This window comes from Bradyrhizobium centrosematis (assembly GCF_045571495.1).
GTDB lineage: Bacteria > Pseudomonadota > Alphaproteobacteria > Rhizobiales > Xanthobacteraceae > Bradyrhizobium > Bradyrhizobium centrosematis.
Genome location: NZ_CP120703.1, coordinates 1,384,504 through 1,411,376 on the forward strand (window position 1 = coordinate 1,384,504; position 26,873 = coordinate 1,411,376).

The 26,873-nt window shown below is 64.6% G+C and carries 25 protein-coding genes and 1 tRNA gene; 11 read left to right on the plus strand and 15 right to left on the minus strand.

Features of this window, described 5'->3' with window-relative positions; translation table 11 throughout:
• Positions 1-68: 68 nt before the first annotated feature.
• The 3 genes from P6U31_RS06645 to trxB all read right to left on the minus strand — a co-directional run bounded on the left by P6U31_RS06645 (position 69) and on the right by trxB (position 3,319).
• Complete coding sequence (locus P6U31_RS06645) at positions 69-977, minus strand: 4-hydroxy-tetrahydrodipicolinate synthase family protein (RefSeq protein ID WP_407187432.1); 909 nt, start codon at positions 975-977, stop codon at positions 69-71.
• Between the two features lie 447 nt (positions 978-1,424).
• Positions 1,425-2,348: a LysR family transcriptional regulator gene (locus P6U31_RS06650; protein WP_027575284.1), complete on the minus strand. Its 924-nt coding sequence runs from the start codon at positions 2,346-2,348 to the stop codon at positions 1,425-1,427.
• A 5-nt stretch (positions 2,349-2,353) separates the two neighbouring features.
• Positions 2,354-3,319 carry a thioredoxin-disulfide reductase gene (gene trxB / locus P6U31_RS06655; protein ID WP_407187433.1) on the minus strand — a complete coding sequence of 322 codons (966 nt, stop codon included), beginning with the start codon at positions 3,317-3,319 and terminating at the stop codon, positions 2,354-2,356.
• Between the two features lie 265 nt (positions 3,320-3,584).
• On the opposite strand from trxB, the gene P6U31_RS06660 reads away from it, so the two are divergent.
• Positions 3,585-4,064 (plus strand): Lrp/AsnC family transcriptional regulator, encoded by a 480-nt coding sequence (locus tag P6U31_RS06660; protein ID WP_008135853.1) that lies wholly within the window; start codon positions 3,585-3,587, stop codon positions 4,062-4,064.
• Between the two features lie 237 nt (positions 4,065-4,301).
• Here P6U31_RS06660 and greA read toward each other — a convergent pair whose 3' ends face one another.
• The 3 genes from greA to P6U31_RS06675 all read right to left on the minus strand — a co-directional run bounded on the left by greA (position 4,302) and on the right by P6U31_RS06675 (position 9,770).
• The gene (gene greA / locus P6U31_RS06665) at positions 4,302-4,775 is read right to left on the minus strand and encodes a transcription elongation factor GreA (RefSeq protein ID WP_018643807.1); all 474 of its coding nucleotides are present in this window, start codon (positions 4,773-4,775) and stop codon (positions 4,302-4,304) included.
• A gap of 211 nt (positions 4,776-4,986) precedes the next feature.
• Positions 4,987-8,451: a carbamoyl-phosphate synthase large subunit gene (gene carB / locus P6U31_RS06670; RefSeq protein ID WP_407187434.1), complete on the minus strand. Its 3,465-nt coding sequence runs from the start codon at positions 8,449-8,451 to the stop codon at positions 4,987-4,989.
• Between the two features lie 149 nt (positions 8,452-8,600).
• Positions 8,601-9,770 carry an MFS transporter gene (locus P6U31_RS06675; RefSeq protein WP_407187435.1) on the minus strand — a complete coding sequence of 390 codons (1,170 nt, stop codon included), beginning with the start codon at positions 9,768-9,770 and terminating at the stop codon, positions 8,601-8,603.
• 109 nt (positions 9,771-9,879) lie between these two features.
• On the opposite strand from P6U31_RS06675, the gene P6U31_RS06680 reads away from it, so the two are divergent.
• Positions 9,880-10,251 carry an ArsR/SmtB family transcription factor gene (locus P6U31_RS06680; RefSeq protein WP_407187436.1) on the plus strand — a complete coding sequence of 124 codons (372 nt, stop codon included), beginning with the start codon at positions 9,880-9,882 and terminating at the stop codon, positions 10,249-10,251.
• Positions 10,252-10,426: 175 nt separating this feature from the next.
• On the opposite strand, the gene P6U31_RS06685 is transcribed toward P6U31_RS06680, so the two are convergent.
• A tRNA-OTHER gene (locus P6U31_RS06685) sits at positions 10,427-10,502 on the minus strand.
• A gap of 54 nt (positions 10,503-10,556) precedes the next feature.
• On the minus strand, positions 10,557-11,258 hold the full coding sequence (locus P6U31_RS06690; RefSeq protein WP_407187437.1) for a class I SAM-dependent methyltransferase: 702 nt from the start codon (positions 11,256-11,258) through the stop codon (positions 10,557-10,559).
• Between the two features lie 114 nt (positions 11,259-11,372).
• Here P6U31_RS06690 and P6U31_RS06695 point away from each other — a divergent pair, with 114 nt between their 5' ends.
• Complete coding sequence (locus tag P6U31_RS06695; RefSeq protein ID WP_407187438.1) at positions 11,373-11,897, plus strand: Dps family protein; 525 nt, start codon at positions 11,373-11,375, stop codon at positions 11,895-11,897.
• Positions 11,898-12,014: 117 nt separating this feature from the next.
• Here P6U31_RS06695 and P6U31_RS06700 read toward each other — a convergent pair whose 3' ends face one another.
• Positions 12,015-12,536, minus strand: coding sequence for a cupin domain-containing protein (locus P6U31_RS06700; protein ID WP_407187439.1), 522 nt, complete (start codon positions 12,534-12,536; stop codon positions 12,015-12,017).
• A gap of 143 nt (positions 12,537-12,679) precedes the next feature.
• Here P6U31_RS06700 and P6U31_RS06705 point away from each other — a divergent pair, with 143 nt between their 5' ends.
• A complete protein-coding gene (locus P6U31_RS06705; RefSeq protein WP_407187440.1) occupies positions 12,680-12,895 on the plus strand; it encodes a hypothetical protein in 216 nt (71 codons plus the stop codon).
• Positions 12,896-12,934: 39 nt separating this feature from the next.
• Here the strand turns inward: P6U31_RS06705 and carA are convergent, their stop codons facing one another.
• A complete protein-coding gene (gene carA / locus P6U31_RS06710; RefSeq protein ID WP_407187441.1) occupies positions 12,935-14,125 on the minus strand; it encodes a glutamine-hydrolyzing carbamoyl-phosphate synthase small subunit in 1,191 nt (396 codons plus the stop codon).
• Positions 14,126-14,271: 146 nt separating this feature from the next.
• Here carA and P6U31_RS06715 point away from each other — a divergent pair, with 146 nt between their 5' ends.
• The 4 genes from P6U31_RS06715 to P6U31_RS06730 all read left to right on the plus strand — a co-directional run bounded on the left by P6U31_RS06715 (position 14,272) and on the right by P6U31_RS06730 (position 18,568).
• Positions 14,272-14,982, plus strand: coding sequence for an alpha/beta fold hydrolase (locus P6U31_RS06715; RefSeq protein WP_407187442.1), 711 nt, complete (start codon positions 14,272-14,274; stop codon positions 14,980-14,982).
• A 51-nt stretch (positions 14,983-15,033) separates the two neighbouring features.
• The gene (locus P6U31_RS06720; protein WP_407187443.1) at positions 15,034-15,489 is read left to right on the plus strand and encodes a GatB/YqeY domain-containing protein; all 456 of its coding nucleotides are present in this window, start codon (positions 15,034-15,036) and stop codon (positions 15,487-15,489) included.
• Between the two features lie 119 nt (positions 15,490-15,608).
• Entirely contained in the window at positions 15,609-16,745 is a 1,137-nt protein-coding gene (locus P6U31_RS06725; RefSeq protein WP_407187444.1) for an epoxide hydrolase family protein, read from the plus strand.
• A gap of 212 nt (positions 16,746-16,957) precedes the next feature.
• Positions 16,958-18,568: an acyl-CoA synthetase gene (locus P6U31_RS06730; RefSeq protein ID WP_407187445.1), complete on the plus strand. Its 1,611-nt coding sequence runs from the start codon at positions 16,958-16,960 to the stop codon at positions 18,566-18,568.
• A 290-nt stretch (positions 18,569-18,858) separates the two neighbouring features.
• On the opposite strand, the gene P6U31_RS06735 is transcribed toward P6U31_RS06730, so the two are convergent.
• The gene (locus P6U31_RS06735; protein WP_407187446.1) at positions 18,859-21,087 is read right to left on the minus strand and encodes an ATP-binding protein; all 2,229 of its coding nucleotides are present in this window, start codon (positions 21,085-21,087) and stop codon (positions 18,859-18,861) included.
• Positions 21,088-21,332: 245 nt separating this feature from the next.
• On the opposite strand from P6U31_RS06735, the gene P6U31_RS06740 reads away from it, so the two are divergent.
• On the plus strand, positions 21,333-22,106 hold the full coding sequence (locus tag P6U31_RS06740; RefSeq protein WP_407187447.1) for a DUF2189 domain-containing protein: 774 nt from the start codon (positions 21,333-21,335) through the stop codon (positions 22,104-22,106).
• A 187-nt stretch (positions 22,107-22,293) separates the two neighbouring features.
• On the opposite strand, the gene P6U31_RS06745 is transcribed toward P6U31_RS06740, so the two are convergent.
• The 3 genes from P6U31_RS06745 to P6U31_RS06755 are packed head-to-tail and all read right to left on the minus strand — an operon-like array spanning position 22,294 to position 23,580.
• A complete protein-coding gene (locus tag P6U31_RS06745; protein ID WP_407187448.1) occupies positions 22,294-22,806 on the minus strand; it encodes an SRPBCC family protein in 513 nt (170 codons plus the stop codon).
• Entirely contained in the window at positions 22,803-23,273 is a 471-nt protein-coding gene (locus P6U31_RS06750) for an SRPBCC family protein (RefSeq protein ID WP_407187449.1), read from the minus strand. The genes P6U31_RS06745 and P6U31_RS06750 overlap by 4 nt, the downstream gene beginning before the upstream one ends.
• Positions 23,266-23,580 (minus strand): ArsR/SmtB family transcription factor, encoded by a 315-nt coding sequence (locus P6U31_RS06755; RefSeq protein ID WP_407187450.1) that lies wholly within the window; start codon positions 23,578-23,580, stop codon positions 23,266-23,268. The genes P6U31_RS06750 and P6U31_RS06755 overlap by 8 nt, the downstream gene beginning before the upstream one ends.
• A gap of 115 nt (positions 23,581-23,695) precedes the next feature.
• Between P6U31_RS06755 and P6U31_RS06760 the strand changes: the two genes are divergently transcribed.
• A complete protein-coding gene (locus tag P6U31_RS06760) occupies positions 23,696-25,141 on the plus strand; it encodes an LVIVD repeat-containing protein (RefSeq protein WP_407187451.1) in 1,446 nt (481 codons plus the stop codon).
• A gap of 289 nt (positions 25,142-25,430) precedes the next feature.
• On the plus strand, positions 25,431-26,051 hold the full coding sequence (locus P6U31_RS06765; RefSeq protein WP_407187452.1) for a LysE family translocator: 621 nt from the start codon (positions 25,431-25,433) through the stop codon (positions 26,049-26,051).
• A 4-nt stretch (positions 26,052-26,055) separates the two neighbouring features.
• On the opposite strand, the gene P6U31_RS06770 is transcribed toward P6U31_RS06765, so the two are convergent.
• Positions 26,056-26,859 (minus strand): N-formylglutamate amidohydrolase, encoded by an 804-nt coding sequence (locus P6U31_RS06770; RefSeq protein ID WP_407187453.1) that lies wholly within the window; start codon positions 26,857-26,859, stop codon positions 26,056-26,058.
• Positions 26,860-26,873: the final 14 nt, after the last annotated feature.

Genomic DNA, 26,873 nt, shown 5'->3' on the forward strand with positions numbered 1-26,873 from the left:
CACCGTCATTTCCGGGATCGCGCTGCCTGCGCCCGGAATGACACGGCGGTGGCGTGAAGCGAAGGCCGCTATGCCGCGACCTTCGTCCGTCGCTCGATCTCGCGATCGATCGTGGCGGCGAGCTCGCTGCTCACCTCCACCATCGGCAGGCGCACTTCGGGGCTGTCGATCAGGCCACACCGCCACAGCCAATACTTGGCCGGCGCCGGGCTCGGCTCGGTGAACAGCAGCCGCGTCAGCTCGGCGACCTCATGCCAGCGCGCCTGCGCCGCCTCGTGGTTGCCGCGCTTGTGCTCGGCATAGATGGCCGCAAACGTCGCGGTCTCGACATGGGCGGACAGCACGATGCCGCCGTCGGCGCCGTCGGTGAGCGCCTCGAAATAGTTCGCGTCCTCGCCGGTGAGCACGCGAAAGTCCTTCGGGCGATCGCGCAGCAGCGCGATGGATTGCTCGCGGCTCGCGCCGCAATCCTTCAGGCCCACGATGTTCCTGTGCTCGGCGAGCCGCAGCATGGTCTGGTTGGTGATGTTCACCGAGGTGCGATAGGGGATGTTGTAGAGCGCGAGCGGCCAGGCGGCGTGATCGGCGAGCGCCTCGAAATGCGCCAGGAGGCCGCGCTGCGAGGGCCGCACATAATAGGGGCTTGCGATCAGATAGCCGTCGATCGGCCAGTCCGCAGTCTCGTCGAGACGCTCCTGCAGGCGCGAGGTGTCGGCGCCCGACAGCCCGAGGCAGATCGGCAAGGTGCGGCGGCCGGCCGCCAGCTCGTCCCGCACGATGGCGACGAGGCGTTCGAGCTCGGCCTCGCGCAGCGTCATGCCTTCACCGGAGGTCGCCCCCAGGATGAAGCCGTCGATGCCTTGCGCGCTGTAACGCCGCGTCAGGCGCCGCAACGACCGCTCGTCGAGCGCGCCGCCCTGGAACGGCGTCACCAACGGCAGCCACAGCCCGTGCAATTGTTCCTGTAGACCGGTCATGTTTCCATCTCCTTCTCGGGAAAAGAGCCTGAGACGGAGGCACATGAAAAAACCCCGTCCAGGCGGCGGGGTTTTCGAAGATTTGCAGCGATGACGAAGTCAGCTAGTGCGCGCAAAAATCCGAGGCCCCGGGATGGGGACCTTTTTTCGAGATTGCTGCGCACGACTTCGTGATCATGTGCAAATGATGCGAGGTATGCCTGGAACTGTCAATACACGCGGAGGGCGAAGGCCGATTTGACAGAAAAAAAGCCGGGCCCAAAGAGCCCGGCTTAAGGTATTGGCCACGTGAGGCCGACACAATCACCTTCCAAGAGGGATTACTGAACTCCCGCGCCACTGGAGGAGGGGGACAAATGCGCAACGCGAAGGCTCAGCGTGCAAACAGTATGGGCTTGACGAGCGTCCTGCAGCAACAGCCGAGGCCGCATGTCAGTCATGCGGAAATCAGGAAGGCCAGCGCTGCGCCTTGCTGACCACGAAGTCGCGGAACACCTGCACGCGCGCCACGGTCTTCAACTCCTCGGGATAGACGAAGTAGGTGTCGAGCTGGATCGAATCCGACTCGCCGAACAGCTGCACGAGTTTGCTCTGTTCCTCGACGAGGTAGTCGGGCAGGGCGGCGATGCCGAGGCCCTGCTGACAGGCGCGCACCAGACCGAGGATGTTGTTGACCTTGAAATAGGCCTCGCGCGGACCCGAGCCGTTGCGGCCGGCTTCGACCAGCCAGTTGCGGTTCTGCAGATGCGGCGCGAAGTTGCCGTCGGCGAGCGTGATGATGCGGTGGGAGTCGAGCTCCTCCAGCGTGCGCGGCGTGCCGAAGCGCTTGATGTATTCCGGCGAGCAATAGGCGTGGAAGCCCATCGCGAACAGCTTGCGCTGGATCAGGTCCGGCTGCGTCGGCTTGCGGGTGCGGATCGCAACGTCCGCCTCGCGCATCGACAGATCGAGCTCCTCGTCGGTGACGATCAGCGAGATCCGGATCTCGGGATAGAGCGCGGTGAACTCGCCGAGCCGCGGGATCAGCCAGTTGATGCCGACGCCCGGCGTGGTGGTGATCTTGAGGTCGCCGCTCGGCCGCTCGCGGCTGTCGGTCAGCTTGGCGCGCGCCGCCTGGAGCTGCATGAACACGTCATGCGCGGTGCGGAACAGCAGGTCGCCCTGCTCGGTGAGGATCAGGCCGCGGGCGTGGCGGTGGAACAGCGAAACCGAAAGCTCCTGCTCCAGCGCCGAGACCTGGCGGGAGACCGCCGATTGCGACAGGCCGAGCTGCTCGCCCGCATGCGTGAAGCTGCCCGCTTCCGCCGCTGCGTGAAACACCTTCAGCTTGTCCCAGTCCATATCCGTAAATCCGTCGCGTGTTCGAGGCATGATCTTTATTCCGCTGCCGCGCGCTCGCTGGCGCGTAAGGCCAAGAAACGTTCCGCCTCGAGCGCTGCCATGCAGCCGAGGCCTGCGGCCGTTACGGCCTGGCGATAGGTCTCGTCGGCGACATCGCCGGCGGCGAACAGGCCGGGGACCGAGGTGGCGGTCGAGTTCGGGGCGGTCTCGACATAGCCCGACGGTTTCAGCTTGATCTGGTCTTTCACGAGCTCGGTCGCCGGCGCGTGGCCGATGGCGATGAAGACGCCGTCGGTCTTCAGGTCCGACAGCGCGCCGGTCTTGACGTTCTTCAGGCGCACATGGGTGACCTTGTTGGGATTCTCGCTGCCGCAGATCTCGTCGACGGCGGAGTCCCAGATCACTTTGATCTTCGGATGCTTGAACAAGCGCTCCTGCAGGATGCGCTCGGCGCGGAAATGATCGCGGCGATGCACGATGGTGACCTGCGAGGCATGGTTCGTGAGGTAGAGGGCCTCCTCGACCGCAGTATTGCCGCCGCCAACCACCACGACCTCCTTGTTGCGGTAGAAGAAGCCGTCGCAGGTGGCGCAGGCGGACACGCCGCCACCCTGGAACTTGGCCTCCGACGGCAGCCCGAGCCAGCGCGCCTGCGCGCCGGTGGCCAGGATCACGGTGTCGGCGAGATAGATGTCGCCAGAGTCGCAGGTGAGGCGGAACGGCCGCTGCGCCGTCTCCAACTTGACGACCAGGTCGGTGACGATCTTGGTGCCGACATGGACCGCCTGCTTCTCCATCTGCTCCATCAGCCAGGGGCCCTGGATGACGTCGGCGAAGCCCGGATAGTTCTCGACGTCGGTGGTGATGGTGAGCTGGCCGCCGGCCTGCATGCCCTGGATCAGGATCGGCTCCAGCATCGCGCGCGCGGCGTAGATCGCGGCGGTGTATCCGGCGGGGCCGGAGCCGATAATGACGACCTTTGCATGAACAGGAGCGGACATTTCGATGGACGCCTTTCACGGGGGATTTGCAGCGCGGGCGCGGAACATGCCGGGAGGCCTCGCGGAGGCGCTGAAATGTCAGAGCTAATCTAAGCCTTCTGGTGAGCTATGCAAGAATTGCATTCCCTCTCGGCGGATTTTTCCAACAAGGAACAAAAGTCGATTGCGCTGCACGCGCAATAAAATTGCGCTGGTCGTGGAGACTGGGTATGAGGATTGCGACAAGCCACCCAATACCGCCGCAACGGCCAGGAGTTCCAATCACGTGTCGCGGAACCTAGACGAGATCGACCTGAAGATTCTCACCGAGATCCAGGCCGACGGTCGAATCACGAATGTCGAGCTGGCCAAGCGGGTCGGCATCTCGCCGCCGCCCTGCCTGCGCCGCGTTCGGGCTCTGGAGGAGGAGGGCTACATCCACGGCTATCGCGGCCTGCTCGATGCCCGCAAGCTCGGCTTCGACGTTACCGTGTTCGCCGCCGTGCACCTGTCCAGCCAGGCCGAGGCGGATTTGCGTGCTTTCGAGGAGTTCGTCCGCGCCGAGCCGCTGGTGCGGGAGTGCTGGATGCTGTCGGGCGAGGTCGATTTCATCCTCAAATGCGTCGCCCCGGACATGGCGACCTTCCAGGATTTCGTCACGCATCTCACCGCCGCGCCCCACGTCCGCAACGTGCGGACCTCGCTGGTGCTGCATAATTCGAAATACGAGGCTGCCGTGCCGCTCGAGGTGAAGGGAAGAAGGTAGATCTTCTCCCGTCATTGATTGCGAGCCACCGGGTCCGCGCAAAGCGCGGCCTGATGACAGGCTCCGCGAGCCCATCCAGAGTCTTTCCGCGGCGGCAGCCTGGATTGCTTCGCTGCTCGCAATGACGAGTGGTGAGGGCGGATATTCACCGCAACTCCAGCACTATGCCGAAACAACAAAAAAAGGCCGCGCACTGCGCGGCCCTTTCGAAACGTCAACAGGCGCAGCGGCAAATCCTTAGCGCCACTCCACCTTGGTGATCTCATAGGCCTTGGCGCCGCCGGGTGCATTGACCTCGACGGTCGATCCCTTCTTCTTGCCGATCAGCGCGCGCGCGAGCGGCGAGGTGATGGAGATGCGGCCCTTCTTGGCGTCGGCCTCGACCTCGCCGACGATCTGCCACACCGTCTTCTTCTCGGTGTCCTCGTCGACCAGCGTCACGGTGGCGCCGAACTTGATGGTGTCGCCGGAGAGCTTCGAGATGTCGATGATGTCGGCGCGCGCGAGCTTGTCCTCGAGCTCGGCGATGCGGCCTTCATTGTGGGACTGCTCTTCCTTCGCGGCATGATATTCCGCGTTCTCCGACAGGTCTCCGTGCGAGCGCGCCTCCGCGATATGCTCGATGATGCGCGGACGATCTTCCGACTGGCGCTTCTTCAATTCTTCCCCGAGCGCGACAAAGCCGGCCTGGGTCATCGGAACCTTTTCCATCTCTTTTCTCGTCCTTCAGCTGGCGCGCCCGACAAAAACGGGGGGCGCGGCAACCTTGATTCGTCGGTATTCCCCGGCTGAACACGCGCCCACCGGGGGGTCTTATGTAGGTCTGGCGCCGGAACAGAACCACCACCTGGCCGGATCGGTTCCTCCGGCCATTGTGGCTTCATTGCCAATCACTTAGCGGAGGCGTCGCCGCCGCTAGCGATCAGGTTTCCGAAAAGTAGCTCTGCAGGGTACGAACCTCAAGGTCCCCGCCCAGATAGGCGCGGATGCCCTGCGCGGCCGCCACGGCCCCGGAAAGAGTGGTGTAATACGGCACTTTATGCAAGAGGGCCGCGCGCCGCAGCGAACGGCTGTCGGCAAGCGCCTGCGGGCCTTCCGTGGTGTTGAAGACGAGCTGGACGTCGCCATTGGTGATGGCATCGACGATGTGCGGGCGTCCTTCCAGCACCTTGTTCACCTTCTCGGTCGGAATGCCCTGGTCGGTCAGGAAGCGCTGCGTGCCCGAGGTTGCCAGCACCTTGAAGCCGAGCGAATGCAGTTCGCGCACGGCTTCCGCGATCCGCGTCTTGTCGCTCTCGCGCACCGAGACGAACACCGTCCCCTTGCGCGGCACTCGCGTGCCGCCGCCGAGCTGGCTCTTGGCGAAGGCGACCTCGAAGTTGCGGTCGATGCCCATGACCTCGCCGGTCGAGCGCATCTCGGGGCCGAGCACCGTGTCGACGCCGGGGAAGCGCGCGAACGGGAATACCGATTCCTTGACGCCGACGTGCTTGAGCTTGGCCTTCTTCAGCTTGAAATCGGCGAGCTTCTCGCCCGCCATGATGCGCGCGGCGATCTTCGCGACCGGGGTGCCGATCACCTTGGCGACGAACGGCACGGTGCGCGAGGCGCGCGGATTGACCTCGAGCACGTAGATCTCGCCGTCCTTGATGGCGTATTGCACGTTCATCAGTCCGACGACGTCGAGGCCGAGCGCGAGCTCGCGGGTCTGCCGCTCCAGCTCCTCGATCATCTCAGGCTCGAGCGAGTGCGGCGGCAGCGAGCAGGCGCTGTCGCCGGAATGGATGCCGGCCTCCTCGATGTGCTCCATGATGCCGACGATGAAAGTGTCCTTGCCGTCGCAGAGACAGTCGACGTCGACCTCGGTGGCATCCGACAGGTAGCGGTCGAACAGCAGCGGGTTCTTGCCGAGCACGGTGTTGATCTGCCCGGTCTTGTCGTTCGGATAGCGTGCCTTGACGTCGGCGGGCACCAGCTCCGGCAGCGTGCCGAGCAGATAGTCGTTGAGCTGGTTCTCCTCGCGGATGATCTGCATCGCGCGGCCGCCGAGCACGTAGGACGGGCGCACCACCAGCGGCAGGCCGAGATCGGCCGAGACGAGCCTTGCCTGCTCGACCGAATAGGCGATGCCGTTCTTCGGCTGCTTGAGCCGCAGCTTGTCGAGCACGCGCTTGAAGCGGTCGCGGTCCTCGGCGAGATCGATCGCGTCGGGCGAGGTGCCGAGGATCGGCACTTCGGCGGCTTCCAGCGCGCGCGCCAGCTTCAGCGGGGTCTGACCGCCGAACTGCACGATCACGCCGTGCAGCGTGCCCTTGCTGCGCTCCTTGGCGATGATCTCCAGCACGTCCTCGGCGGTGAGCGGCTCGAAATAGAGCCGGTCGGCGGTGTCGTAGTCGGTCGACACCGTCTCCGGATTGCAGTTGACCATGATGGATTCGTAGCCGGCGTCATGCAGCGCGAAGCAGGCGTGACAGCAGCAATAGTCGAACTCGATGCCCTGACCGATGCGGTTCGGGCCGCCGCCGAGAATGATGACCTTCTTCTTGTCGGACGGGGTGCTCTCGTCCGCCGGCGCGCCTGCGAACGGCGCCTCGTAGGTCGAATACATGTAGGCGGTGGGCGAGGCGAATTCGGCCGCGCAGGTGTCGATGCGCTTGTAGACCGGGCGAACGCCGAGCGCATGGCGCTTCGCGGTCACCTCGGCTTCCGTCGTCTCGGCCAGCACCGCAAGTCGTGCGTCGGAGAAGCCCATGCTCTTCAGCGTGCGCATGCCGAAGGCGTTGTTTGGCAGGCCGTTCTTCCGGACCTTCTCCTCCATGTCGACGATGCCACGCATCTCGCCGAGGAACCACGGGTCGATCTTGCAGGATTTGAAGATGTCATCGTTCGACCAGCCGAGCCGCATGGCCTGGGCGACCTGAAGAATGCGGTTCGGCGTCGGCGTGCCGAGTGCGGCACGGATCGCGTTCTTGTCGTCGTCGCGGCCGAGACCCTCGATCTCGATCTCGTCGAGACCGGTGAGGCCGGTCTCGAGCCCGCGCAGGGCCTTCTGCAGGCTCTCCTGGAAAGTGCGGCCGATCGCCATGACTTCGCCGACCGATTTCATCGACGTGGTCAGCGTGGTGGAGGCGCCGGGGAATTTCTCGAAGGCGAAGCGCGGCACCTTGGTGACGACATAGTCGATGGTCGGCTCGAACGAGGCCGGTGTGGCGCCGCCGGTGATGTCGTTAGCGATCTCGTCGAGGGTGTAGCCGACCGCGAGCTTGGCCGCGACCTTGGCGATCGGAAAGCCGGTGGCCTTGGACGCCAGCGCGGAGGAGCGCGACACGCGCGGATTCATCTCGATGACGACCATGCGGCCGTCCTCGGGATTGACGCCGAACTGCACGTTGGAGCCGCCGGTCTCCACCCCGATCTCGCGCAGCACCGCCAACGAGGCGTCGCGCATGATCTGGTATTCCTTGTCCGTCAGCGTCAGCGCCGGCGCCACCGTGATGGAATCGCCGGTGTGCACGCCCATCGGATCGAGGTTCTCGATCGAGCAGACGATGATGCAATTGTCATTCTTGTCGCGCACCACCTCCATCTCGTACTCTTTCCAGCCGAGCACGGATTCTTCGATCAGCACTTCGTTGGTGGGAGACGCATCCAGGCCGCGCTCGATGATGTCGAGGAATTCTTCCTTGTTGTAGGCGATGCCGCCGCCGGTGCCGCCCATGGTGAAGGAGGGGCGGATGATCGCGGGCAGGCCGATCTCGGACAGCGCCATCATCGCCTGTCCGAGCGCATATTCCTGGTAGCGCTTGCGGCGGTCGCCCTCGCCGAGGGTCCATTGCCGATCGAGTTCTTCGAGCGCCGCGCCAGACAGCTTCTCGCGTTCGGCGAGATATTTGTCGCGGAACGACTTCTTCAGCTCCGAGGCGTTGGCAAGCCGCGACTTCGGCGTCTGCAGCCCGATCTTCTCCATGGCATTGCGGAACAGCTGGCGGTCCTCCGCCTTGTCGATGGCGTCGGCGGTGGCGCCGATCATCTCGACGTCGAACTTCTCCAGCGTGCCCTGGCGGCGCAGCGACAGTGCGCAGTTCAGCGCGGTCTGTCCGCCCATGGTCGGCAGCAGCGCGAAGCCGCCGGGAATGACATGACGTTCCTTCTCGATGATCTTGGCCACGATCTCGGGCGTGATCGGCTCGATATAGGTCGCATCGGCCAATTCCGGATCGGTCATGATTGTGGCCGGATTGGAATTGACGAGGACGATGCGATAGCCCTCTTCCTTCAGCGTCTTCACCGCCTGGGTGCCCGAATAATCGAACTCGCAGGCCTGGCCGATCACGATGGGACCGGCGCCGATGATCAGGATGGTGGTGATGTCTGTACGTTTGGGCATCAACTCTCGCCGAAGTCGAAGTGGAATTTGGGCACAAAAAAAGGGCGCGCTTGCCGCGCGTCCCCTTGTGCGAGAGCGCGGGGTCTTCCCTCGCGCGCGGGTGGGTCTTAGACCAGTTTTCGGGGCGGCGAAACCCCGAAAAATGCCCATCAACCGGCAATTTTGACCGGTTTTGGCCGCGCCTGCCAGCCACGGGCAAGGTGCACCAGAAGCGAGGCTGCAACGCTCGACCCACCGATCCAGCCGAGGTCGTTCGGCGAGAGGGTGGCCAGCACCAGTCCGCCGAGTGCCCCGCCGATGGCAAAGCCGAGATACATCGCGGAGGCGTTGAGCGAGAGCGCGATCATCGAGGCCTGCGGCTCGATCCGGATGATGCTGGCGATCTGGGCCGGATAGAACGCCCAGCCGGAGATGCCCCAGAGGAAGATCGCGCCCAGCACGGCGTAATGGGCCTGGCCGGGCATCAGCTTCAGGACCAGCGAATGCAGGATCAGGGCGCTCGCCATGCCGGCGAGCCCGAGCGCGGCGGTGGTCAGCGTGCCCAGCCGGTCGGCCAGCACGCCGCCGAGCATGTTGCCGATCGCAGCCGCGCCGCCGAACACCAATAGCGCAAGGCTGATCTGCGAGGCCTCGAAGCCGAGACTGCGCAGTGGAACCGCGAAATAAGTGAAGACCGTGAAGCCGCCGAGCGCCCATAGAATCGTGATCAATAGCGCCACCATGACCTGGCCGTGGCGCGCCACGGCGAGCCGCTCGCTGAGCGACGCCGTGTTACGCGGCAGGCCGCGGGGCAGGCCGAGCAGGAGGCCGGCGAGCGCGACGGTGCCGATCAGGGCGACCATGGCAAAGGTCGCGCGCCAGCCGAGCAGGCTGCCGACGAGATTGCCGAGGGGCACGCCGATGACGGTCGCAACCGTAAGGCCCGAGGTCACCAGCGCCACGGCGCGGCCTCGCCGCTCGGGCGAGGCGACGGCGACCGACACGGCGAGGGCCGTCGGCATGCACAGACCCGAGCCGAGGGCCATCAGCATCCGGGAGGCGAGCAGCAGGGCGTAATTGGAGGCCAGCATCGCCGCGATGTTTCCGGCGATGAAGGTCGACAGTGCCAAGGCCAGGACGGTGCGCCGGTCGATATTGTTCAGTGCGACCGCCAGGATGGGCGAGCCAACGGCGTAGGTAAGGGCGTAGGCGGTGACCAATTGGCCGGCGGCAGAGACCGAAATCTGCAAGTCGGCGGCGATCCCGGGCAAAAGCCCTGCGATCACAAAGCCTTCAGTGCCGATCGCGAAGGCCGCCAGGGCCAGCCAGAACACGCTCATTGGTGAAATCCCTATGTTCAACGTTTATTGAACTATTGGCATTGGCAGATCAGGAGTCAATTAGTTCAAGAACTATTGAACATTGGCGCAGAATCGCTATGGTTTGTCCATGAGCCGTACCCCGCTTCACCCCACCCGCGAGCAAATCGAGCTGCCGATGGTCCTGGACTGCCTGAGCGATCCGATCCGGCTTGCGATCGTCTACCAGCTCGCGAAGCAAGAACGTGTCAGCAGCGAGCTCTGCTGCGGCGATTTCAGCGGGCTCGGGGCCAAGTCGAACCTCACCTATCACTTCGCCAAGCTGCGCGAATGCGGCCTGATGCAGACGCGCGTGGCCGGCACCAACCGCTTCATGCGACTGCGCCGCGAGGACCTCGACGCGCGTTTTCCCGGCCTGCTCGATGCCGTGATCAAATCCGCCGCGAAGGATGCGGAGCGGCTGCAGCTGCTGGGCGGATGTGACGTGGTGAAGGTGGAATAAGCTGCGGATATAGTCCGTCTTCGCTTGCGCTTCGCTCCAGCTACGCCGGACACGCTTCGCCCCTGCGGGCCAAAGCGTGGCTGCGCCACGCCCGTCTTCGCCCTTCGGGCTTCGCCGAGGCAGCCTTCGCCACGACATGGCTTGCCCAGCCGAAGCGGCGTCAGCCCGCGAAGGCTGGAGACCCGGCCTGGATTTGAACCAGGATGAAGAGCGTTGCACCGCCCTCGCGTAGACGCTTCCGCCACCGGGCCGCGGCGATCATGACCGATTGCACTGCGACAAGCTACGGCGGCTAATTGTTATGCTTAACGAACCAGAGGCGGCCTGGCGACGAAGGTCATGCGCCAGCGATTGTGGCCGATATTGGTGTGGGCGCGCTGGACCGCAAACCCGGCCGCCCTCAGCTTGGCGGTGATCTCGTCCTCGCTGTAGCGCTGCAGCCCGATGCGGGTGCGCAGATGACGGTAGTCCGACAATGCGGTGCTGATCAGCCCGATCAGCGCATCCTTCAGGAAGCCGTGGCGGAGGCCGAAGCCGAGCAGCGCCATGACGTCCCTGAACATGCCGACATTGGGTTGCAGGATGTCTCCCAGCACCAGCTTGCCGGAAGGCTTCAGGATGCGGCGGATGTTGAGCAGCGCGGCATCGAGCTCGTCCGGCGTCATGTATTGGGCGACCGAGTTCATGACGACGAGGTCGATCGACTGGTCCTGCATCTTGCGGACGTCGTCGAGCGAGCGGACGCGGATCTTGGTGTTCGGGGCAAACCGGGCGATCAGCCGGCCGCGCACGCCGGGTGCGGGCTCGGCCAGGATCAGCTTGCCGCAACTGGCGGCCACCTGGTTGGCCGACAGCGCCTCGCCGCAGGCATAGTCCAGCACCGTCGCGTCCGGCGAGGAGATGTAGCCGACGATGTCCCGCGCAATGATCTGGAAGTGCAAGTCGCGATGCAGCTTGCTGACATAGATCGTGTGCGTCGAGTCGTAATAATCGATCCAATCGTCCATGGTATTCGAAGGTCCCGGCCAAACGGTTCCGATGGAGGAACCGGCGCTGCCCGCCTTGCGTTAGGGGTGCGACGGCGCGCCGTCAATGTCCGCGTCCTAACAGGAAGGTTTCCCGTGAGCAAAACCAACAACAAGATCTCGCCCGATCTCGATACCCCCACCGATCTGTCGCCCGATGGAGTCAAGAAGGTGTCGGAGGCGCTCAACGTGCTTCTGGCCGACGCCTTCGCGCTGTATCTGAAGACCAAGAACTTCCACTGGCACATCAGCGGGCGGCATTTCCGGGACTACCATCTTTTGCTCGACGAACAGTCGGACCAGATCTTCGCCACCACCGACCAGCTTGCCGAGCGCGTCCGCAAGATCGGCGGCACCACGCTGAAGTCGATCGGCCAGGTCGCCAAGCTCCAGACCATCAAGGACAACAACGAGGACTACGTCCCGCCGCGCGAGATGCTGCGCGAGCTGATGCAGGACAACAAGCATGTCGCAGCAGCGATGCGCAAGGCGCACGACGTCTGCGACGAGGCCGGCGACGTCGCCAGCGCCAGCATTTTGGAAAACTTCATCGACGAGACCGAGCGCCGCACCTGGTTCCTGTTCGAGGCGACACGGCAAGAGGGCAGCAACGCGGCGTAGGCCGAGCTTTCGCAAGGGGCAAAACGAGGCGCGCCCAACAGCAGGACTGTACGGATGGAGTGGTGGCACGGCGCGCAAGGGCGCGCCTTTGCCCATCCTGCTGCTCCGCGCTTGCGGCTACCGCCACAGCCTCATCAATGCTCCATCCTTGCCGGTCACGGGATCAGCCGGCGGCAGCGCGACGCTCGGAATCGTCTTCAGCGCCTTGGCGTGGTTCTCCGGCGTTGCGCGCGTGATCTCCATCTTCGCGCCTGGCGGATAGGCGCCGATCACGCAGAAATCGTCGCTGGCCGTGATGCATTGATGTCCTGTGCCGGCGGGCAGGATCGCGACGTCGCCGGCCTTGATGTCCAGCTCCTGGCCGTGATCGCCGCCGAAGCGAACCCGTGCGCTTCCGCGCGCGACGCCAAGCACCTCATGCACCGTCGCGTGATAATGCAGATAGTCGTAGACGCCGTTGCGCCACGTGCCGCCCCAGCCATTCGCCTCGAACAGCTTTTCGATGGTCGCTTCCGGCTGCTTCGGATCGAGCTTCACCGCGGCCTGGTAGACCAGGAACGGACGGATGTTGTTCGGCACGAGCCCGTCATCCTCGAACACGATGGCGAGCGGCTCGGCCTTGTCGCGGACGACGGACATGGCGGGGCTCCGTGTAATAACAGCTTTGGGATCAAGACGATGCTCGTCTCCTTGTTCCTGCGCCGGTCTGCGCCGGCTTGACGGAGATCAAGGCGCTGGTGGCCATTGGCGGGCACGCAGATCAAAGAAGGAGAGGGAACGCCATGTACGCATCCGACGTTGCGCAGCGTCATTTCTCGGCGGCCGTCGACGAGGCGGAGAGATCCGGCCTCGGGCACGAAGCCGTCTGCCGCGCCTTGCTGGGTCTCGTGATCTCCAAATATCTGGAGACGAGGTCCGTCGCCGATATCCAGGCCGAGCTGCGCTTCATCGCCGAGAACTGCGACCCCGACACGGACTTCATGTTCATGCGTCCGTGACGGATAGCCGGCGGTCTCGTCCGCCGGCGTCTTTGCGATTTACGCGCTCTTCTTCTGCCGCATCAGATCGGCAAAGCGCTGAAAAAGATAATGCGAGTCGCGTGGGCCCGGCGAGGCCTCGGGGTGGTACTGCACCGAGAACACCGGCTTGCCGTCGAGCTGGATGCCGCAATTGGAGCCGTCGAACAGCGAGATGTGGGTCTGCGTTGCACCCTTCGGCAGCGTCGTCTCGTCCACGGCAAAGCCGTGGTTCATCGAGGTGATCTCGACCTTGCCGGTGGTCTCGTCCTTGACCGGATGATTGGCGCCGTGATGGCCCTGATGCATCTTCTTCGTCCTGGCACCGACGGCGAGGCCCAGCATCTGGTGGCCGAGGCAGATGCCGAAAGTCGGCGTGCCCGACTTGATCACGTCCCGTATCACCGGCACGGCATATTTGCCGGTCGCAGCCGGATCGCCCGGGCCGTTCGACAGGAACACGCCGTCCGGCTTCATCGCCAGGATGTCTTCGGCCGAGGTCGTCGCCGGCACCACCGTCACCTTGCAGCCGACGCCCGCGAGCAGGCGCAGGATGTTGCGCTTGATGCCGTAGTCAATGGCGACGACATTGAACTCGGGCTTGTCCTGGCGGCCAAAGCCCTTGTCCCACAGCCAGGGCGTCTCGTCCCAGGTGAAGCGCTGGCCGCTGGTGACCATCGGCACGAGGTCCATGCCTTCGAGGCCCGGCCATTCGCGCGCCTCTTCCTTGAGGCCGTGCAGGTCGAACTCGCCGGTCCTGGAATGCGCGATCACGGCGTTGGGCATGCCCTTGCTGCGGATCAGCGCGGTCAGCGCGCGGGTGTCGATGCCGGAGAGACCGATGATGCCGCGGGCCTTCAGCCACTGGTCGAGGTGCTTGGTGGCGCGGTAGTTCGAGGGATCGGTGATCGCGGTGCGCAGGATCACGCCGCGCGCGCCGGGCGTCGCGGCCATGTTCACCGTCTCGATGTCGTCCTCGTTGGTGCCGACATTGCCGATATGCGGGAAGGTGAAGGTGATGAGCTGGCCGGCATAGGAGGGATCGGTGAGGATCTCCTCATAGCCGGTCATCGCGGTGTTGAAGCAGACCTCACCGACGGCGTGGCCTTCGGCGCCGAGACCAAAGCCCTCCAGCACTGTGCCATCGGCAAGCACGAGGAGCGCGGTCGGTTTGTGGTCCGGCCAGGCGGGATCATTGTCATGTTGTGTCATGAGCGCGTTTCATAGTCCCCCCGCGCCCGCCCGTCAAAGCGGGAGAGGCCGGATTCACATGCGTTTTTGCATATTTGACAGGCCTCCTGCCGCCCGTAAGCTCGGCCGCACAATTTCCGGCAATTTCCTGGGCTTACGAGGCAATAATGGATCAGACCACCCCGATTGTGCTGGTTCCGGGGCTGGCCTCCTCGGCCCGGATCTATGCCCCGGTTATCCCGGCGCTGTGGCGGTTCGGCCCGGTGATGATCGCCAACCATATCCGCGACGACAGCATGGCGGCGATTGCCGCGCGGGTGCTGCGCGAGGCGCCGCCGCGCTTCGCGCTCGCCGGCGATTCCATGGGAGGCTATATCGCGCTCGAGATCATGCGCCAGGCGCCCGAGCGGGTGGCGATGCTTGCCCTGATCAACACCCAGGCGCGGCCCGATACGCCGGAGGCGACCGCGCGGCGCCGCGGCCTGATGGAGCGCGCCAGGCGCGGCGAGCTCCGCGCCGTCCGCGAGGAGAGCTTTCCGGAGCTCGTGCATCCGTCGCGGCGCGACGATGCTGATATTCTGAAGCTCGTGCATGCGCAGGACGAGGACGTCGGCGTCGAAGGCTATCTGCGGCAGCAGACCGCGATCATCGCCCGGGTGGATTCGCGGCCGACCTTGGCGACGATCAAATGCCCGACGCTGGTGCTGACGGGCGATACCGACAACACCATCCCGAATGCGCTGTCGAAGGAAATGGCCGAGGGCATCGCCGGCGCGAGGCTCGTGATCCTCGATCGCTGTGGGCACCTGCCGCAAGCCGAACAGCCGGAGGCGACAGTGCAGGCGCTGACCGAATGGCTCGGAACCGAGGTTGTCTAGAGGCCGCGAACGGCCTAGATCAGGCGTCATAGATTCAAAGGGATCCCGATCATGCTGCGCGACGACATCAACAATGCGGTCAAGGAGGCCATGAAGGCCAAGGACGAGCGCAAGCTGTCCACGCTGCGCATGGTCAACTCCACCATTAAGAACGCCGACATCGATGCGCGCGGGCAGGGCAAGCCGCCGCTCTCGGACGCCGACCTGCTCGCCGTGCTGCAGAAGATGATCAAGCAGCGCCAGGAGGCGGTCGAGCTTTACGACAGGGGCGGCCGCGCCGAGCTCGCAGCGCAGGAGCGCGAGGAGATCGCGGTGATCTCGGCGTACCTGCCGAAGCAGATGGCCGAGGACGAGGTGAAGAAGGCGATCGCAGACGCTATCGGCGAGACCGGCGCCAGCGGCATGAAGGACATGGGCAAGGTGATCGCCGTGCTGCGCGCGAAATACGCCGGGCAGATGGATTTTGGCAAGGCCTCGGGCCTGGTGAAGGCCGCGCTCTCGGGCTAGCCGTCATTCCCGGGCGTGCGGAGCACGACCCCGGAATCTATCGGGCCGCCAAATCTGTTGATCAATGGATTCCGGGCTCGCGCTGCGCGCGCCCCGGAATGACAACAAGGGGAGGCACGATGACCGCCATCAAGCCGTTTCGCATCGCCATCGGCGACGACGTCCTCGCCGACCTCAAGTCACGCCTTGCCCGCACGCGCTGGCCGGATGCCGAACTGGTCGACGACTGGAGCCAGGGCGCGCCGCTGCGATGGATTCAGGAGATCTGCGCCTATTGGGCAAACGGTTACGACTGGCGGGCGCGTGAAGCAAAGCTCAATCGCTTCGACCAGTTCACCACCGAGATCGACGGGCTCGACATCCACTTCATCCACGTGCGCTCGAAGGAACCGTCGGCGCTGCCGCTGATCATCACCCATGGCTGGCCCGGCTCGATCGTCGAATTCCAGAAGGTGATCGCGCCGCTGGTCGATCCCGTCGCGCATGGCGGCAATGCCGCGGATGCGTTTCATGTCGTCTGTCCCTCGCTGCCGGGCTTCGGCTTCTCGGCCAAGCCCAAGGCGACCGGCTGGGGCGTCGACCGCATCGCTGCGACCTGGGCGAAGCTGATGGAGCGGCTGGGTTACACGCGCTACGGCGCGCAAGGCGGCGACTGGGGCTCGGCGGTGACGACGTCGCTCGCCGCGCAGGATGCGGCGCACTGCGCCGGCATCCACATCACGCTCGCCTTCAACGCCGCACCGAAGGTCGAGGGTGAACCGACGGCGGAAGAGAAGCGCGCGCTGGCCGGCCTCAAGCATTATATCGATCTCGACTCCGGCTACTCCAAACAGCAATCGACGCGCCCCCAGACGCTCGGCTATGGCCTCGCGGATTCCCCGAGCGGGCAGGCTGCCTGGATCCTGGAAAAATTCTGGGCCTGGACCGATTGCGACGGACACCCCGAGAACATCTTCACCAAGGATGAGTTGCTCGACAACGTCATGCTCTATTGGGCGACGGAGACGGCGACCTCCTCGGCACGGCTCTACTGGGAAAGTTTTGGCAAGCGGCGCACGACGCCGGTGGTGAAGGTGCCGACAGGTGTCGCGGTGTTCCCGAAGGAGATCATCACGCCGGTGCGGCGCTGGATGGAGCCGAATTTTCATGACATCACGCATTGGAGCGAGATGGAGAAAGGCGGCCATTTCGCCGCCTTCGAGCAGCCGGAGCTGTTCGTGCGCGATGTCAAGAAGTTCTTCGCGACGGTGCGGTAGCTCTCTTGCTGTCGTTCCGGGGCGACGCGCCAGCGTCGAAGCCGGAATCTCGAGATTCCGGGTTCGGTCTGCGGACCGCCCCGGAATGTCGCCGCACCGTGATGCCCGGGCTTGTCCCCGGCATCCACCGCCTTAAACTGGCTGCAAGCAAGAAGAGCGTGGATGGCCGGAATTCGTCCGGCCATAACGCCGTGACCGTGGAACGCCGAGCCATGCTGACCGAAGCCAAGACCTATGACGAGCTCTATCGCAACTTCCGCTGGGACATCCCCGCGCGCTTCAACATCGCGCAGGCGTGCTGCGATGGCCATGCCGACGGCACCGGCCGGCTCGCGCTGATCTATGTCGACGAGAACGGCGCCACGACGCGCACCTCCTTCGACGAGGTCGCGGAAATGTCGCGCCGCTTCGCCAATGTGCTGAAGGCGGATGGGCTCGCGCGCGGCGACCGTGTCGCGGTGTTCCTGTCGCAGTCGCTGGAGTTGCCGATCGCGCATATGGCGGCGTTCCGCTCCGGCCTGATCTCGATCCCGCTGTTCGCGCTGTTCGGTGAGGACGCGCTGGAATTCCGCCTGTCGAATTCGCAAGCCAGAGCCATCATCACCGATGAGGCTGGCTGGGAGAAGCTGACGAAAATCCGCGATCGGCTGCCCTATCTGCAGGATATCTATGTCACGAGCGGCGCCGTCCACGCCGGCGCAAAGCCGTTCTGGTCAGCGATCGAAACCGCATCCGAGGATTTTGCAAACGTCGACACCTCGGCCGACGATCCCGCGCTGATCATCTACACGTCGGGCACGACAGGTAACCCGAAGGGCGCGCTGCATGCGCACCGCGTCGTGCTCGGCCATCTTCCGAATGTGGAGATGTGTCACAACTTCCTCCCCAGGCCCGGCGACCTGATGTGGACGCCGGCGGATTGGGCCTGGATCGGCGGCCTCGTCAACGGCCTGCTTGCGTTCTGGTATCACGGCATTCCCCTGGTCGGCCATCGTGCGCGAAAGTTCGAACCGCAGGCGGCGATGCAGATGATGGCCGATCTCGGCGTCCGCAACGTCTTCCTGCCGCCGACCGCGCTCAAGCTGATGCGGCAGGCCGGCGTGAAGCACGCAGGCGTCAAGCTGCGCAGCATCTTCACCGGCGGGGAATCGCTCGGCGGCGAGCTGCTCGGCTGGGTGCGCGAGACCTTCGGTATCGATGCGCATGAGGTGTTCGGCCAGACCGAGTGCAATCTCGTGATCGGCAGCAACTCCAATTTGTTTCCGATCCGCCCGGGTTCGATGGGCAAGGCAACGCCGGGCTTCGATGTCCGCATCGTCAACGACAAGGGCGAAGAGCAGCAGCGCGGAGAGCGCGGCATCATCGGCGTGCGCCAGCCGTGCCCCGTCACCATGCTCGAATATTGGCGCAATCCGGAGGCGACAGCGAAGAAATATGCCGGCGAATTCCTGCTCACCGGCGATCTCGGCGTACAGGACGAGGACGGTTATTTCTGGTACGTCAGCCGCGAGGACGACGTCATCACCACCGCCGGCTATCGCGTCGGTCCCTCCGAGATCGAGCATACGCTGATGAAGCATCCCGCGGTGGCGATGGCCGCGGTGGTCGGCATTCCCGATCCGATCCGCACCGAATCGATCAAGGCGTGGATCGTCCTGCGGCCCGGATTTGCGCCGGGCGATGCGCTGGCGCGCGAGATCCAGGAGTTCGTCAAGGTGCAGCTCGCCGCGCACGAATATCCGCGCTTCGTCGAATTCGCCGAGACGCTGCCGATGACGGCGACGGGCAAGGTGCTGCGGCGCGAGCTGCGGGCCAAGGGCTGACCGCTTTCAAGGCTGACTTCTGACGATGGCAAAGACGTCTCAAGCCACGGGACTTCACCGCGCTTCGCTCGAGAAGCTGCACGATCTGGATGCGGCGCTCGAGCTCATGTATTACGGCTGGCGCGGGATGACGTTGGAGCCCGACGCCTACCTTGCTGATGCGGGGCGGACGGGTCGGGATGGCTTACTGGCCGGTGTTGAACGGCCCGATGCTCCGGATCTTCGTCATCGATGCGGGCCTGTTCGCGGCCAATCTCGCAGTGGCGCTTGTGCTCGCAGCGCGCGGCTGACTACCGCGATCCCGAGGACAGCGCGGACCGCAGCATTGCGGCAAGATCCTGCCTTCGAAACGGCTTTGTCAGAATGCGTGCGTTGATCCCGTCCGGCGTCTTGACGGGATCCTGGCTGTGGCCGGAGGTGAAGAGCACCTTGAGATCGGGCCGCAGCGCCGTCGCTTGCCTTGCGAGCTCGGGTCCGAACATGCCGCCAGGCATCACGACATCGGTGAACAGCAACTGGATGTCCCCGGGCCTGCGCAGCAATTCCAACGCTGCGGGTCCGTTCGACGCGGTGATGACGCGGTAGCCGAGCGTCCTGAGCTCGTTCTCGACATAGGCGCGCACCATGTCGTCGTCTTCGACGAGGAGAATGGTCTCGTGTCCCGCCGGTGCGACGGTCCGCTCCGCAGGCGGCGGAGCCTCGCTCGACTGCGTTGCAAGACGGGGAAAGAACAGCCTGACGGCACTGCCTTGTCCCGGTTCGGATTGCATCTGCACGAGCCCGCCGGACTGCTGCGCAAATCCGTAGACCATGCTGAGGCCAAGGCCGGTTCCCTTGCCGACCTCCTTGGTGGTGAAGAACGGCTCGAATGCGCGACCCGCGACCTCGGTGGTCATGCCGCTGCCGGTGTCCGTCACGGCCACCATGACGTAGTTCCCGGGCCGCGGCTCGCCGTTGACGTCGAGGTCGGATTCACCGAGCGAGCTGTTGTGGACCTCGACCGTCAGCTTGCCGCCTTCCGGCATCGCGTCGCGGGCGTTGAGCACGAGGTTGAGCAGCGCCGTCGTCAATTGACCGGGATCGACGCTGACTGGCCACAGATCCGGTCCGAACGCGAAGCGGCACTCGATGTGCTCGCCGAGAGTCCGGCGTAGCAGCTGCTCCATGCCGATCACCTGCTCGGCGATGTCGATCTCTCGTGGCCGCAACGGCTGCTTGCGTGCGAAGGCGAGCAGGCTCCGTGTCAGGTCGGACCCACGCTCGGCTGCGGTCGCAATGTCGCCGGCGATCCGCTGCAATTCCTTGTTGCCTGCAAGCCTGTCGGCCAGGTGCTCCGAATTGCCCAGAATGACGGTCAGGAGATTGTTGAAATCGTGCGCCACGCCGCCGGTGAGCTGGCCCATGGCTTCCATCTTCTGGGATTGGCTGAGCTTGTGGCTGAGATCCGCGATGGCGGCGCGCTGATGCTCGAGCGACTCGGCGGTGCCGTTGAGCAGGGTCATCAATCCGCCGAGTTCGCCGCCCGGATGGGGCTCGGGAATGCGCGCGCCGAGATCGCCGCGTCCGAGGCTCTTCGCCATCGTGGCGAGCCGCCCGACCTGTCGCCCGATGCTCACGGTCGTGAGGATCCATAAGCCGCCCAGGAGCAGCAGCGAGGCCACCGCGAGAATTGTCAGGTCCTCGTAAAGCCGGTGGTTCGCCGCCGCGACAAGTCCGTCCTTGGAGCGTCCGACCATGATGGTGAGGCCGACCTTGCGGATCGAGGGCGAGCGGGCAACGCCCCAGATCTGCGTGCGGCCGCCGCCATCGGTGATCTCCCGGAACGGTTCGCCATCGGGCGCTGCCGCGAAGCGGAACAGGTCGGAGCCGGCAATGGACCCGCCGACGGGCTCGCTCCAGCCGCCACCCTTGGGGGCGACCAGGACCGTACCCTTGGCATCGACGAAGAGGATCTCCTTCTCGCCGAGCAGCCGCCTGTGGTGAAACTCCGCAAATTTGTTCAAGTTGAAGGACGCAAGCAGCACGAATTTCAGCGCGCCCGTATCCGATCGCACGGGATAGGCGATCTGCAGCACCGAAAGTCCGGTGAGGCGGCCAAATACCGGCTCGACCGCGACGACGCCCTGAAGATTCTTGACCTCCTTGAAGTAGCCGCGGTCGTTCAGGTCGAGCGTGCGGTTGGTCCGCAGCGAGTCGCAGAACAGGCTGCCGTCGGGATCGATGGTCAGGATGCCCGTGAACTGCGGATATTCTTCGCGGACATCCGACAGAAACGCCGAGCAGGCCGCCTTGTCGCGGGTGTCGAGGTCGCGGGCACGGGCGAGCCCATAATGAAGCTGGGCGGTGCCCTGGATCTTCTCGCCCAGATCGTTCGCAATGTCGTCGGCGGTTGCGGCCAGATTGGCCAGCGCCGCGTCGACTTCGCTGGTCCGGTTCTGCACGAACCGCAGCCCCACCAGGATCGCCGGCACGAGCATCGCCGCGATGACGAGGATCAGTAACCGGGTACGCAGGCTCATCGGTGAACGATCCGCTCTCGGGCGACGGTGCTCGGAGGTACAATTTGAGGCACGATCATCTGCCCCGTCCATAGCCATAGGCGTGAAAATCGCACCAAAGGCTAAAGATTTCGCATCGCAAGCATTGCTGCGTCGCCGCTGCTCTTCGCGCCGGCCAGCATCGAGTTGCGCCGGCGCGCGGCGGCGCTAATATTGCGCTCAACCTGCGCGCGACGAAGATCGCGCCCGATCTGCGGAGGAAGCTGATGTCCATCTCGGGCAAGGTCGATCCGGTGGTGCGTCCCGTCGCGGCGACCGACATCGCGGAGGCGCTGGTCGAGGGTCTGCGTGATTTCCAGGCGCTGCCGCTTTACGGTCTCTGCTTCGGCGCGCTCTACGCCGCCGGCGGCATCCTCATCATGCTGTGCCTCACCGCCTTCGGCATGGTCTATCTCGTCTATCCCCTGGCGGCAGGCTTCGCGCTGATCGGGCCGTTCGTCGCGATCGGCCTCTACGAGGTCAGCCGCCGCCGCGAGCGCGGTGAGCCGGTCTCCTTCGGCGCCATCTGGTCGGCCGTGCGCTCGCGCAGCGAGATCGGCTGGATGGCATTCGTCACGCTGTTCGTCTTCGTGGTCTGGATGTACCAGGTGCGGCTCCTGATCGCGCTGCTGCTCGGCCTGCACGCCTCCTTCTCCAGCCTTCAGGAGTTCATGACGGTGGTGCTGACGACCAATGAGGGTCTGCTGTTCCTCGGCATCGGCAATGCGGTCGGTGCCGTGCTGTCACTGATCCTGTTCTCGCTGACCGTGGTGTCGTTTCCGCTGCTGCTCGACCGCGAGGTCGATTTCGTCACGGCGATGGTGACGAGCGTGCGCGCGGTGGTGACGAGCCCGCTGCCGATGATTTCATGGGCCGCCGTGATCGTCATGCTGCTGATCGTCTCGGCGCTGCCTTACTTCCTCGGGCTGATCGTGACGCTGCCGGTGCTCGGGCATGCGACCTGGCATCTGTATCGGCGGCTGGTGGCGCCGGTGCCTTAATCTCGGTGTCGTCCCGGACAAGCGAGCGAAGCAGAGCGCCGATCCGGGGCCCATAATCCCAAGAAGAAGTTGTCGTGCGAAGTCGCTGCCACGAGTCTTCGCCAAACTTCACCCTGTGGCTATGGGTCCAGGATCGGCGCACGCTTGAGGCGCGCTTGTCCGGGACGACAACGGAGATCGTCGCGCTTTACGGCGTCTTGATTCCCATCGCCTTCAGCGCATCGAGCATTCGCTGCGGCGGGCCCATCTTCACCACCAGCGGCTTGCCGGTCTCGAGCACGCTCTTGAGACTGGAAAGAATCGCGGGCCAGCCTTGCCGTCCCCCTTCGAGGATATCGTCGCTGAGCGGCCGATCGTGGCGTTCGCTCATGGTGAGGCGGACCGCATCGCCGACCTGTTCGATCTCGTAGGTCACGAGCGTCGGCCCGAGCTTCTCGATCAGCTCGGGCCAGTTGACGTTGAACGTCACCGCCAGCTTTCGCGGCGGTTCGTAGGCGAGAACCTCGCCGCTGATGTGCAGCGCGCCATCGGGCGTCCGCACGATGAACGCGCCGCCGAGGCGCGGCTCGACCTCCACGGCGTTGCCGAAGAAATATTGCTTGCTGAACTCCGCCGAGGTCAGCGCCTCCCACACCTTCTCCGGCGTGGAAGCGATGTAGATGGTGTAGACAGTCAGCGGCTTGAATTGATCGAGCTTCATTTTGCGTCGAATCCCTTGTTCAGCGCCGCGCGCGGAATGGCGAGGACGTGGCCTCGCTCCAACAGGCTCTTGAGCCCGGACAGGATCGCCGGCCAACCGTTGGAGACGGCGCCGAGATATTTGCCGCCCTCGACGAAGCCGTCATGCAGCACGGTCAAACGCACGAGCGAGCCGAAAGGTTCGATGGTGAAGACGACGCGTGAGACCGGTTCGCCGCGGAGCTCCTCGAACTTGTGGTGCTTGAAGCTGTAGGACAGCCGGCGCGGCGGATCGGATTCCAGGATCTCCCCGGAATCGGTGACTTCGCCGTCGAGCAGAAGCGCGAAGGGGGAGCCGAGCTTCCAGTCCGAGCGAACCTCGGCGCCGAACCAGTACTGGCGCGTGAACGCGCTCGAGGTCAGCGCCTCCCACAGCTTTTCCGGCGTGGTTTCGATGTAGGTGACGTAGACGAATTCCGGCTTACTCATCGCGCTTCTCCAACTGACGTTTCAACTCACCGAGCGCGGCGAGCTTGCCGCGCTCGAATTTCTTGATCCAGCGTTCGCCGATCTGATGGATCGGCACCGGGTTGAGGTAGTGCAGCTTCTCGCGGCCATGCCTGATGGTCGTGACGAGATTGGCTTCCTCCAGAATCCCAAGGTGCTTGGTCACGGCCTGGCGTGTCATCGCAAGGCCCTCGCAGAGTTCGTTCAGCGTCTGGCCGTTCCTGGCGTGAAGCCTGTCCAAGAGCGAGCGTCGTGATGCGTCGGCGAGCGCTTTGAAGACCTCATCCATGGCAAGGATAATAGGCAACCAAAAGGTTGCATGTCAAGATGTGTCTTTGGCGCGCGGGATCGGCCATGGTAGCGTCGGCGTTCAGCCAACGCAGATTGGTTCCGGGAGGATCTTCATGTTCCGTTGCGTCTTGACTGCCGCAAGCCTCGTCCTCTTCGCTTGCGGCACCGCGGTCCACGCCCAGAAGCAGACCATCGGCGCCCCGCCTGAAGCATCCAACATGAAGCTCGTCGGCACGAGCGACCTGCAGGCCCGCAGCGCCTATCAGCCGACCATCCATCACCAGGGCGATCGCTGGATCGCCTATATCGGCCATCACGGCGGCACCGAGGACATACCCGCTCCCGTCAACCCGATGACGGGTAAGGCCGAGCCGAACGGAACGTCGATCGTGGACGTCACCGATCCCGCCCGTCCGAAATATCTGCGGCATCTGCCGGGGCAGGAGGGCAAGTACGAATCCGGCGGCGCGCAGATGGTGCGGGTCTGCGACGGCAAGGCGTTGCCGAAGGGCGATCCCAACGCGGTGTACATGCTCAGGACCTTCGGCAGCGAGGCGCATGAGATCTGGAATGTCACCGATCCCGCCAGCCCCGTCCTCATCACGCGCATCGGCGGCTTGAAGGACACGCACAAGAGCTGGTGGGAATGCGACACCGGCATCGCCTATCTCGTCTCCGGCGCGCCGGACTGGCGCACGCGGCGCATGACGCAGATCTACGATCTGTCCGATCCCGCGCATCCGCAGAAGATCCGCGACTTTGGTTTGCCGGGTCAGGAGCCCGGCTCGACCGGCGCGGTGCCGACCGAGCTGCACGGGCCGATCTCGACCGGACCCAATGGCAACCGCGTCTATTTCGGCTACGGCACCAACAAGGGCGGCATCCTGCAGATCGTCGATCGTGACAAGCTCCTGAACGGGCCAAAGGAGCCGACGCCGGACAATCTGCGCTATCCCGAGATTGCACGGATGCCGATGTCGGCCTTCAACGGCGCGCATACGACCTTTCCGATGCTCGACATGCCCATCGCGGAGTTTTCCGAGGACAAGGATGGCAAGACCCGCGACATCGTCATGATCGTGGACGAGGCGATCCTCAACGAATGCGGCGAGGCGCGGCAGATGGTGTGGTTCGCCGACGTCACCACCGAGACGCGGCCGATGGTGATCTCGAGCTACACCGTGCCCGAAGCCAGCGGGCAGTTCTGCCAGCGCGGCGGCCGCTTCGGTGCGCATTCCTCCAACGAGAGCATGGCGCCGGTCTATTACAAGAAGATGGCCTTCATCGCCTTCTTCAATGCCGGCGTGCGTGCGCTCGACGTCCGCGATCCCTATCACCCCCGGGAAGTCGGCTACTTCATTCCGCCGATCACGGCTGCGACCGACAAGCGCTGCATTCCTGTCGAGGGCGGCGAGCGTTGCAAGGTCGCGATCCAGACCAACAATGTCGAGACCGACGACCGCGGCTACATCTACATCGTCGATCGTGCCAATACCGGCCTGCACATTCTCGAACTGACCGGCCCCGCGCGTGCCGTTGCGGGTCTGCCGAAGAACTGACGATGCGAGTACAGGTGATCGGGCAATTTCATGTGGAAGCGATTGCGCCTGCGGCCATCCTTCGAGACGCCCGCCGTTGGCGGGCCCTCAGGATGAGGATCGAGCGTGCGGCATCAGTTTCAACGAGCAACGGTGTTGCTTAGCCTCGTCCTGAGGAGACCGCGAAGCGGTCGTCTCGAAGGAGAGGCGCGCGCGGTTTCGACTACTGTCGCGTACGGGAATAAGCGCGCTTCCGTTCACGCCCGTCCCGTGCATTAATATCGCTAACGCTTTCAGCCGAGTCCCTCTCATGATGTCCATGCAAGCCTATCTCGCCTTCGTCGCCGCCTGCATTGCGCTGGCGCTGCTGCCGGGGCCGATCGTGACCCTCGTCATCGCCAACGGACTGCGCCACGGCACGCGCGCAGCGCTCATCAACGTCGCCGGTGCGCAAGCCGGGCTTGCCATCGTCATCGGCGTCGTCGCGATCGGCCTGACCTCGCTGATGGCGACCATGGGCTACTGGTTCGACTGGGTGCGCTTTGCCGGCGCTGCCTATCTGGTCTGGCTCGGCATCAAGCTGATCTGGGCCCCGGTCGAGGGCGTCGAGCTCGACGCGCCGCCTCCGCCGCCGCGCGGCGGCTTCTTCCTGCAAGGGTTCCTGGTGCTGCTGTCCAACCCGAAAGTGCTGGTATTCTTCGGCGCCTTCATTCCGCAATTCATGGACATGAACCAGCCGCACTTTCCGCAGGTCGCCCTCCTGGGCGCCACCTTCATGGTCACCGCGGTGATGACGGACGCGCTCTACGCCATCGCAGCAGGCCGCGCGCGAAAATTCTTCTCGGCCCGCCGCACCCGGATGATGTCGCGCATCTCCGGCGGCTTCATGATCGGCGGCGGCATCTGGCTGGCGCTGACGCGGGCGAAGTGACCGCTCAAGCCATTCCCTGTTTGCGCAGCGTGACCTCAATCTCGCGCAGAATCCGCGCCAGCCGCTCGGCCCATTGCTGCTGCCCGCTTTCGTCGGCGATCAGGTCCTGGCGGATTTCGATGCCGGTGTTGACGAGGCCACGCGCCTCGCCGTGGACGGGGATGGTGTAGTCGGTGATGTCGCTCACCGCGTAAGGCTGGTTGTCGCCGACGACGAGTTCGCTCTCGCCTCGCAAATGCTGCAGCATCAGCCGCGGCAGCACCGTGTCGCGGTGATAGAGCGTGCCGATGTGCCAGGGCCGCGGCTCGCCGTAATAGACCGGCGTGAAGCTGTGCAATGCCACCAGCACCGTCGGCTTGCCAGCCCGGATGCGCGCATCGATCGCAGCGCCAATCCGGCGGTGATAGGGCTCGAAGATCTCGTGGCGGCGCATCTCCTTGGCCGCGGCCGAGAGCTCCTCATTGCCGGGGATGGCGGTTGCCTCCGAGATCACGGGAATCGAGCTTGCGACGCCCGGCGGGCGGTTGCAATCGATCACCAGGCGCGAATAGCGCTGCGCGATCAGATGCGCATCGAGCATCTCGGCGAGCCGCTCGGCGACGCCGGCAATGCCGATGTCCCAGGCGATGTGCCGCGTCAACTCGACCTCGGCGACGCCGAGATTGCCGAGCGCGCGCGGCAGCACCCGTCCGTAATGGTCTGCGGTGAGCAGGAACGGCGATGTCCCAGCCGTATTCACCTCATGCACCGGCGGAATGTCGCCCTCGCCGAGAAGTTGATCTGATACGTCGGCTATTTCCAAAGCCATCCTGATTTGCCTAT

Bases quoted from the DNA above. Each gene is read 5' to 3' on its own strand.
- P6U31_RS06760 (WP_407187451.1), top strand. From the start codon at position 23,696: ATGTTCCGTTGCGTCTTGACTGCCGCAAGCCTCGTCCTCTTCGCTTGC.
- P6U31_RS06730 (WP_407187445.1), top strand. From the start codon at position 16,958: ATGCTGACCGAAGCCAAGACCTATGACGAGCTCTATCGCAACTTCCGC.
- P6U31_RS06765 (WP_407187452.1), top strand. From the start codon at position 25,431: ATGATGTCCATGCAAGCCTATCTCGCCTTCGTCGCCGCCTGCATTGCG.
- trxB (WP_407187433.1), bottom strand. From the start codon at position 3,319: ATGTCCGCTCCTGTTCATGCAAAGGTCGTCATTATCGGCTCCGGCCCC.
- P6U31_RS06700 (WP_407187439.1), bottom strand. From the start codon at position 12,536: ATGTCCGTCGTCCGCGACAAGGCCGAGCCGCTCGCCATCGTGTTCGAG.
- P6U31_RS06725 (WP_407187444.1), top strand. From the start codon at position 15,609: ATGACCGCCATCAAGCCGTTTCGCATCGCCATCGGCGACGACGTCCTC.
- carB (WP_407187434.1), bottom strand. From the start codon at position 8,451: ATGCCCAAACGTACAGACATCACCACCATCCTGATCATCGGCGCCGGT.
- P6U31_RS06755 (WP_407187450.1), bottom strand. From the start codon at position 23,580: ATGGATGAGGTCTTCAAAGCGCTCGCCGACGCATCACGACGCTCGCTC.
- greA (WP_018643807.1), bottom strand. From the start codon at position 4,775: ATGGAAAAGGTTCCGATGACCCAGGCCGGCTTTGTCGCGCTCGGGGAA.
- P6U31_RS06740 (WP_407187447.1), top strand. From the start codon at position 21,333: ATGTCCATCTCGGGCAAGGTCGATCCGGTGGTGCGTCCCGTCGCGGCG.
- P6U31_RS06675 (WP_407187435.1), bottom strand. From the start codon at position 9,770: ATGAGCGTGTTCTGGCTGGCCCTGGCGGCCTTCGCGATCGGCACTGAA.
- P6U31_RS06690 (WP_407187437.1), bottom strand. From the start codon at position 11,258: ATGGACGATTGGATCGATTATTACGACTCGACGCACACGATCTATGTC.
- P6U31_RS06705 (WP_407187440.1), top strand. From the start codon at position 12,680: ATGTACGCATCCGACGTTGCGCAGCGTCATTTCTCGGCGGCCGTCGAC.
- P6U31_RS06715 (WP_407187442.1), top strand. From the start codon at position 14,272: ATGGATCAGACCACCCCGATTGTGCTGGTTCCGGGGCTGGCCTCCTCG.
- P6U31_RS06745 (WP_407187448.1), bottom strand. From the start codon at position 22,806: ATGAAGCTCGATCAATTCAAGCCGCTGACTGTCTACACCATCTACATC.
- P6U31_RS06645 (WP_407187432.1), bottom strand. From the start codon at position 977: ATGACCGGTCTACAGGAACAATTGCACGGGCTGTGGCTGCCGTTGGTG.
- P6U31_RS06680 (WP_407187436.1), top strand. From the start codon at position 9,880: ATGAGCCGTACCCCGCTTCACCCCACCCGCGAGCAAATCGAGCTGCCG.
- P6U31_RS06770 (WP_407187453.1), bottom strand. From the start codon at position 26,859: ATGGCTTTGGAAATAGCCGACGTATCAGATCAACTTCTCGGCGAGGGC.
- P6U31_RS06720 (WP_407187443.1), top strand. From the start codon at position 15,034: ATGCTGCGCGACGACATCAACAATGCGGTCAAGGAGGCCATGAAGGCC.
- P6U31_RS06750 (WP_407187449.1), bottom strand. From the start codon at position 23,273: ATGAGTAAGCCGGAATTCGTCTACGTCACCTACATCGAAACCACGCCG.
- P6U31_RS06650 (WP_027575284.1), bottom strand. From the start codon at position 2,348: ATGCCTCGAACACGCGACGGATTTACGGATATGGACTGGGACAAGCTG.
- carA (WP_407187441.1), bottom strand. From the start codon at position 14,125: ATGACACAACATGACAATGATCCCGCCTGGCCGGACCACAAACCGACC.
- P6U31_RS06735 (WP_407187446.1), bottom strand. From the start codon at position 21,087: ATGAGCCTGCGTACCCGGTTACTGATCCTCGTCATCGCGGCGATGCTC.